Genomic DNA, 8086 nt, shown 5'->3' with positions numbered 1-8086 from the left:
AATCTTTCGCTTCACCGCCGTAAGTTTTTGCACAAATTGTTGCAATCGCAGCAGTTAAAGTTGTTTTACCATGGTCAACGTGACCGATTGTGCCCACGTTTACGTGTGGCTTATTACGTTCAAACTTGGCTTTAGCCATGATGATCTTCCTTTATAAACTACTCATGGAGGGTCACCCCATGAGCACTTGGTTTTTAACTAAGAAATTAGTTTGGGCTTATAGTAATCGAAAGATTACTCGTCGTCACCTTTTTTACCGCCAGCTTGGAATTTAGCGATGATGCCTTCAGCCACGTTACGTGGAGTTTCAGCATATTTAGCAAATTCCATAGAGTAAGTCGCACGACCTTGAGACATAGAACGCATTTGAGTCGCGTAACCAAACATCTCAGCAAGAGGAACTTCTGCACGAATTGCTTTTGTTCCACCAGGAAGATCGTCCATACCTTGAACCATACCACGACGACGGTTTAAGTCACCCATGATATCGCCCATGTAGTCTTCTGGAGTTTCTACTTCAACTTTCATGATAGGTTCAAGAAGGATAGGATCCGCTTTCATGAAACCATCACGGAAGGCATAAGAACCTGCCATTTTGAACGATAATTCGTCAGAGTCGACGTCATGGTAAGAACCATCGAATAATGTCGCTTTAATACCAACAACAGGGTAACCAGCCAATACACCATTCTTCATACGTTCTTGAATACCTTTGTCAACTGCGCCAAAGAATTCTTTAGGTACTACACCACCAACAACTTCTTCAACGAATTGGTATTCTTTACCAGCTTCTTCAACATCAAGCGGCTCAAGACGTACATATACGTGACCAAACTTACCTTTACCACCAGTTTGACGTACGAACTTACCTTCTTGTTCAACAGACTTTTTGATCGTTTCACGGTAAGCAACCATTGGTTTACCAATGTTAGCTTCAACACCGAATTCACGCTTCATACGGTCAACAATGATGTCAAGGTGAAGCTCACCCATACCAGCAATAATTGTTTGACCAGATTCTTCGTCTGTACGAACACGGAACGATGGATCTTCTTTAGCCAAACGACCTAAAGCGATAGACATTTTTTCTTGGTCTGCTTTAGTTTTTGGTTCAACAGCCAATGAAATTACTGGCTCTGGGAATTCCATACGCTCAAGAGTAATGATGTTTTTCTCATCACATAATGTATCACCAGTTGTAACGTCTTTAAGACCTACACACGCTGCGATATCACCTGCACGGATTTCATCAAGATCTTGACGTTCGTTCGCATGCATTTGCACGATACGACCGATACGTTCACGCTTAGCTTTAACTGGGTTATAAACCGGATCACCCTGTTTAAGAACACCAGAGTAAACACGTACGAATGTTAAGTTACCTACGAATTTGTCGTTCATGATTTTGAACGCAAGTGCAGAGAACGGAGCTTCGTCAGATGCTTCACGAGACGCTTTAGTTTCGTCTTTGTCGTCAAGGATACCTTCGATCGCTTTAACTTCTGTAGGTGATGGTAAGAATTCAATTACAGCATCCAACATACGTTGAACACCTTTGTTCTTGAATGCAGAACCACAAAGCATTACTTGAATTTCAGAAGCTAATGTACGAGCACGTAAACCAGCGATGATGTCTTCTTTAGAAAGATCACCTTCTTCTAGGTACTTGTCCATTAATTCTTCAGAAGCTTCAGCCGCAGCTTCAACCATTTTTGTACGCCATTCGTTAGACGTATCAACTAGGTCAGCTGGGATATCAGCATATTCAAACTTCATACCTTGAGATGCTTCATCCCAGATAATCGCTTTCATTTCGATAAGGTCAACAACACCCTGGAATGTATCTTCAGCACCAATTGGCACAACGATAGGAACAGGATTACCACCTAAACGAGTTTTAACTTGCTCAACAGCACGGAAGAAGTTTGCACCAGTACGGTCCATCTTGTTCACGAATGCTAAACGAGGCACTTTATATTTGTTCGCTTGACGCCATACAGTTTCAGACTGAGGTTGTACACCACCGACAGCACAGTAAACCATGCACGCACCGTCAAGAACACGCATAGAACGTTCAACTTCGATTGTGAAGTCTACGTGTCCTGGGGTGTCAATTACGTTGATACGGTGTTGTTCGAATTGGTTACCCATACCAGACCAGAAACAAGTTGTAGCAGCAGAGGTAATTGTAATACCACGCTCTTGCTCTTGTTCCATCCAGTCCATTGTTGCTGCACCGTCGTGTACTTCACCAATTTTGTGAGATACACCTGTGTAGAACAAAATACGTTCAGTTGTAGTTGTTTTACCTGCGTCAATGTGCGCAGAAATACCGATGTTACGGTAACGAGTAATTGGGGTTTGGCGAGCCATGATGTCTACATTCCTAAATGTTATATTTAAAACAGGACGCACCAATTAAATTGATGCGCGCGAATATCCAAACAGGCAACTTAAATACCTGCAAAGCCCCCACTTTGATAGAGAGCAATGTTGAATCGAGCTGCTGTACGCATGAATATTCTCCTGAATAAGGCCTGTTTTATCCGCTTAGAAACGGTAGTGAGAGAAGGCTTTGTTAGCTTCAGCCATACGGTGCACATCTTCACGTTTTTTGATTGCTGCACCTTTACCTTCAGCTGCATCAAGCAACTCACCAGCAAGACGTAAAGCCATCGTTTTTTCAGAACGCTTAGCAGCAGCATCTACTAACCAACGCATAGCTAAGGCAGTACGACGGGATGGGCGTACTTCCATAGGTACTTGATAAGTAGCACCACCAACACGGCGTGCTTTTACTTCAACCATAGGACGAACTTTTTCAAGAGTAGTCTCAAAAAATTCAACTGGGTCTACTTTGTTTTTTTCTTGAACGCGCTCTAAAGCACCGTAAACGATACTTTCTGCAATAGATTTTTTACCATCTTGCATTACGTGGTTCATGAATTTAGCGATTGTTTGGCTGCTAAATTTTGGATCTGGAAGGATCTCACGAGCAGCGACTACGCGACGTCTTGGCATTTTAATACACCTAATAATATGACACTTCAGGATGATCCAGCAGTTTGTACAAGTGTCATGTACACGACGCTGGCCTTACTATACGTCGCTTGAATTACAAATCTATGAAGAATTCAAACAAGCGAAACGCTAAAGGGCTTATTCGACTAGTTTCCTAGAATTACTTCTTAGGACGCTTAGTACCGTATTTAGAACGTGATTGATTACGATCTTTAACACCAGCACAGTCTAATGAACCACGAACGGTATGGTAACGTACACCCGGTAAGTCTTTAACACGACCACCACGGATAAGAACAACACTGTGCTCTTGTAAGTTATGGCCTTCACCACCGATGTAGCTAGATACTTCAAAACCTGAAGTTAAGCGAACACGGCAAACCTTACGCATAGCTGAGTTAGGTTTTTTAGGTGTAGTTGTATAAACACGTGTACAAACACCACGACGTTGTGGACAAGCCTTCAACGCAGGAACTTTGGATTTTTCAACCAAAGTCGTACGACCCTTACGGATCAACTGATTCGTTGTTGCCATATGGCAATTCTCCCGTTATTAAAAAACCTTAAAAAGAAAATACCTCTTTTTAAGGGCACATAATTGTAAGCCAAGATGCAAAAATGGTCAACACGGCAATACTTACCAAATGTTGACCATATCAATGTTTGACAGGACGATTTACAAATTTAAATGGAGGTTAGCTCCACTTTTTAAACCTCATCATTGTAAGCGTATTGTTAAGAGTATTTTTTATCTTCCAATATCTCGTCGTCATCTTCTGGGGTTAAAGCTGGCTTTTGCTCAGTATGCTCATGCTCTGCTACATGCTTGTCAGCAAGTTTTTCAAGACCCTGATGAACATTTTCCTGAATTTTTTCTTCACTCTTTTGGCCGTCAGTAGGCTTTAACACAATAGAAACTTTTGAAATCACCTCATGATTTTCTACTTTATGGTGATGAGCAGCCTGAATATTGCCATCTTCACCTATATTTAAAAGTCTTGGGCTCGCTTTTTGGATGAGTGTAACCGCAGCATAATAGGCTTGTAGCGGAGATAAATGCTCACTTGGATGTTCATTTAAATAATGTCTCGCAGCTCCAAAAATTGCTTGAGCTTTATGGCCTACATCTTCTTGTAACTTCCAGCTATATACCGCACTTAAAACAGCCCCAGCAACTGGCGTAAACTTACCAAAAGCAGACAGTTTAGGAATACGGTTTAACCATTCCCATTTAAACTCACCGTCTTCATCTGTTAGCCATTTTTTCAAAGTGTCTACATCTGTGGTTGACCCCAATACTTGCTGAAATTGATGAATATCTTGGGTTTCCAACATATTTCGTAATGTTTTTAAAGCCAACAAGAGGGTTTGCTTCTCTGCAATCAGACTAATATCAACTTCTTTAAAAATAAACTCGACAACATCTTGGTCAGTAGCTTCTAAAAGATCGAAGCCATGTGATCTTCCTGTCTGGTAAATAGTTCTTAAAACTAAAACTAATGAAACTGGAATATCTACTGCTGCACCCACTACCCCAGAAATACCTGTAATTGCACCTTGTACAGTCGCAATAAGTTTGTTTTGTTCGATAAGTGCCTGACTTAGTCGTTGAGAACGACCCGTATCTTTAGTTAATTCAAATAAATCTTTAGCACCAGCTTCTTCTAAGATTTTTTCAGTTAAGGTACTTTTCGAACTAAAGTCATTTAGCCAATCAAATAAATAACCTGAGATTTTTTCATCCCAATCCGGTGAAAGAAATGTTGCAACACCATTTACTTTTTTAAAATGTCGTCCAAACACCTGACGTGTGACTTTTGGTAAATGTTCTCTTAGCATTTGTTGAGGACTTTCATATTGCTCAACTTCAAATGGGCTTTTTGTTCTCGATCTACCTTCAACAGTTTTTCCAGTTGGGATTGGTTCAATTACCTTACTGACGTCACCTGATTGGTTCTGTTGTAAGATACTCAATCCTGTAGAACTGAGCTTTTTAGCCACTCCGAAGACCTGAGAAAACAAATTGTCAGATTGATTATTATTAAATTTTGTCATCAAGTACCTCGATTTTTTAATTTATCTAATTAGAGATAAATACTAGGTGGAATGTGGATTTATCTCAACTTGAATGTGTGTATTTTAGTTAACCCTAAATGCAACATACTATGTATTTAGTTATTTTTTTTAAATGTAAAATTGTCATAAAGATTTGCCATAAGAAATAAAAAACCTTTCTGCTATCATGTTAACAATGAAAAACATGAGTCTCGTTTTCTTACAGCTATATTCTCCTATTCATTTTCATAGCTGTTGATCACGATAGACTCTTATATATCACCATAAAGGGACCTGTAGATGAAACGTGTTGTAATCACTGGTATGGGTATTAACTCATGTATCGGTAACTCTTTAGAAGCAGTTACTCACTCACTTCAAAATGGAATCTCCGGGACACGTTTTAACCCAACTTATGCTGAACTTAATTTCAAAAGTCATGTCAGCGCTGCTGCAGAACAAGACTTTGATAATATCGACCGTAAATTAAAACGCTTCATGGGCGTATGTGCGATGTATGCATACAACGCTGCTGTAGCTGCAGTTGAACATGCAGGACTTACTCCTGAACAACTTGCTGGTAATCCACGTTATGGTATTGCAGGTGGTTCAGGTGGTGGCTCAACTGCTTCTGTTGTTGAAATGACAGAATTATTAGAGACTAAAGGCGCACGTAAAGTAGGTCCTTTTTTCGTACCACGTAACATGTCAAACACCATTACTGCAAACGTAGGTGTTGCATTTAAGCTACAAGGTATTTCACATACTATTACAAGTGCTTGCGCAACTTCTGCAGATGCAATTGGCTATGCATACAACTTAATTCAACTTGGCAAACAAGACCTTATGCTTGCTGGTGGCGGTGAAGAAGATCACTGGTCTCAAAGTTTATTGTTTGATGCAATGGGCGCACTTTGCTCTAAATATAACGACTCTCCAGAAACAGCATCTCGCCCATATTCAGCGGACCGTGACGGCTTCGTTATTGCTGGCGGTGGTGGTTTCGTAGTACTTGAATCACTTGAGCACGCACAAGCACGTGGTGCGAACATTTTAGCTGAAGTAGTAGGTTATGCTGCAAACAGTGATGGCGCAGATATGGTTGCTCCAAGTGGTGAAGGTGCTACACGTTGTGTATTAATGGCACTTGAAGAAGCTAAGCAACATGGAGTAGAAAAAATTGACTATGTAAATACACATGGTACTTCTACTCCAGCTGGTGACATTACAGAACTTAAAGCAATGGAGCGTGCATTTGGTGAAGGTAAAGTACCTCCTCTTAGCTCGACCAAATCGATGACAGGCCATAGCTTGGGTGCCGCTGGTGTACAAGAAGCTATTTACTCTGTACTAATGATGCAAAATGACTTTATTGCACCAAACATCAACGTAACTGAACTTGATGAAGGCGCAAAACCTTTTGATATCGTACTTGAAAAACGTGATGCAAAATTGAATACTGTAATGAGCAACAGTTTTGGCTTTGGCGGTGTTAACGCTTGCCTTATTTTCAAGAAGTGGGATGCATAATCCCACGTAGGATTATCGATGGATGCACCTTCTGATGCTTTTTTGTGGGTAAAAGCATTACATATTATTGCCGTGGTTTGCTGGTTCGCTGCTTTGTTCTACTTACCACGTCTATATGTTTATCATGCTATGAGTGAAGATGCTGCAAGTCATCAACGCTTTGAGGTAATGGAACGCAAGTTGTATCGTGGAATTATGTGGCCTTCGATGATTGCTACATTAATTACCGCCCACTTCCTTGTTGAGTGGGGTGATGCAACTCGACATTATCATGATGCAACATGGTTTTACCTCAAAGTTGGATTAGTGGCTTTATTAGTGATTTATCATTTGGTATGTGGCTATTATCGTAAAAAGCTCATCGGAAATGCTCACTATAAATCACATAAGTTCTGGCGCTTTTTTAATGAAATGCCAACCTTAATTTTATTTGCTGTTGTGATTTTAGTTGTTGTAAAGCCTCAGTTTTAGCTGGGGCTTTTGCTTTTCTTATCTAAGACTCCATTTATTGATTCTGATAAAATGTACAATCTATTCAAATAATTATATTTTTCAAAACAGAACTATAAAATTAATCAATATTCTACCTGTTTATTTAGCAATACCTAATCTATACTATGCTAAAGAAATAGATGAACTCATTTAATGGCAAAGCTATGCTAACTTTTAATGCCTTTAAACGCTTAATCCATACACCATTTATTCTTATTACACTTTTTATTTTCCGTCACTTAAAAAACTATCCCATTAGACATTTGACTGCTCAAGAAAAATTATTAGCACAAATGGTGTTCGGCGACATGCTCGATTGCGAACAGCCTAAAATCATTGCTACCCGTTATCTCCCTTGGCAGTCTCGCGGTATTTTTATGGCCCCCAATGGGAATATTTATGTCAATCCTGCTGATTACAGTGAAAATTACGCTTTAGAATCTAAGTTTATGCAGGGTATTTTTATCCATGAACTCACACATGTCATGCAATATCAAAAAGGCATTCATGTACTACTTAAAGGTGCTTTATTACAATCAGCCTATTACCTCAGCTTTAAAAGTTACAATCCCTACAAATATAGCTACCACCCTAACAAGGCATTTAGTACGTATAATATTGAACAGCAAGGCGAAATTGCGCGCGACATTTGCTCAGGAAAAATCCCGAATATTATCTGTTCACCTCAACTTCATTTGTAACTAAATAATCAATCTCGCTTTGAACATAACATTTTTTTGCGCAATGTAAATGAGAATTCTTATAAATCAGAAATACTTATCTAAACTATAAAAGTGCGCTTATTCAATTCAAATTATTGAAAAAAATAGAGTAGACTTATTCCAAATTAGCTTGTGATAAGGCAGTATACAAACAATAAAAATAATGAAGCCTGTTTCTATTCTATACAGAAAATCTCGTTATTTTTACGCAGAAAATATGGGATTGGTATATATTATTGATCTTGACATTTTTGTTTACTATTTTA

The 8086-nt window shown here is 39.3% G+C and carries 8 protein-coding genes; 3 read left to right on the top strand and 5 right to left on the bottom strand.

The window, feature by feature from the left end; translation table 11 throughout:
* From HUN22_RS13745 to HUN22_RS13725, 5 genes are all read right to left on the bottom strand, one after another.
* A partial coding sequence (locus tag HUN22_RS13745) for a GTP-binding protein (protein WP_227545342.1) occupies nucleotides 1-139 on the bottom strand: 139 nt, incomplete at its 3' end.
* Nucleotides 140-234: 95 nt separating this feature from the next.
* The gene (gene fusA / locus HUN22_RS13740; protein WP_002120436.1) at nucleotides 235-2373 is read right to left on the bottom strand and encodes an elongation factor G; all 2139 of its coding nucleotides are present in this window, start codon (nucleotides 2371-2373) and stop codon (nucleotides 235-237) included.
* Between the two features lie 177 nt (nucleotides 2374-2550).
* Complete coding sequence (gene rpsG / locus HUN22_RS13735) at nucleotides 2551-3021, bottom strand: 30S ribosomal protein S7 (RefSeq protein WP_001138055.1); 471 nt, start codon at nucleotides 3019-3021, stop codon at nucleotides 2551-2553.
* Nucleotides 3022-3181: 160 nt separating this feature from the next.
* A complete protein-coding gene (rpsL, locus tag HUN22_RS13730) occupies nucleotides 3182-3556 on the bottom strand; it encodes a 30S ribosomal protein S12 (RefSeq protein ID WP_002050319.1) in 375 nt (124 codons plus the stop codon).
* A gap of 200 nt (nucleotides 3557-3756) precedes the next feature.
* Nucleotides 3757-5076, bottom strand: coding sequence for an EcsC family protein (locus HUN22_RS13725; protein WP_031947553.1), 1320 nt, complete (start codon nucleotides 5074-5076; stop codon nucleotides 3757-3759).
* A gap of 300 nt (nucleotides 5077-5376) precedes the next feature.
* Here HUN22_RS13725 and HUN22_RS13720 point away from each other — a divergent pair, with 300 nt between their 5' ends.
* The 3 genes from HUN22_RS13720 to HUN22_RS13710 all read left to right on the top strand — a co-directional run bounded on the left by HUN22_RS13720 (nucleotide 5377) and on the right by HUN22_RS13710 (nucleotide 7799).
* Nucleotides 5377-6606 (top strand): beta-ketoacyl synthase N-terminal-like domain-containing protein, encoded by a 1230-nt coding sequence (locus HUN22_RS13720; RefSeq protein WP_039756534.1) that lies wholly within the window; start codon nucleotides 5377-5379, stop codon nucleotides 6604-6606.
* An 18-nt stretch (nucleotides 6607-6624) separates the two neighbouring features.
* Nucleotides 6625-7077, top strand: a complete 453-nt coding sequence (gene hemJ, locus HUN22_RS13715) for a protoporphyrinogen oxidase HemJ (RefSeq protein ID WP_016144514.1) — start codon at nucleotides 6625-6627, stop codon at nucleotides 7075-7077.
* Nucleotides 7078-7238: 161 nt separating this feature from the next.
* A complete protein-coding gene (locus HUN22_RS13710) occupies nucleotides 7239-7799 on the top strand; it encodes a hypothetical protein (protein ID WP_174730408.1) in 561 nt (186 codons plus the stop codon).
* Nucleotides 7800-8086 lie beyond the last annotated feature (287 nt).

Origin of the sequence: Acinetobacter lactucae, assembly GCF_013344765.1 — a bacterium.
In the GTDB taxonomy this organism is placed as follows: domain Bacteria; phylum Pseudomonadota; class Gammaproteobacteria; order Pseudomonadales; family Moraxellaceae; genus Acinetobacter; species Acinetobacter lactucae_A.
The sequence above is the reverse complement of the archived record's forward strand: the minus strand, read 5'-3'. Positions and strand labels throughout refer to the sequence as shown.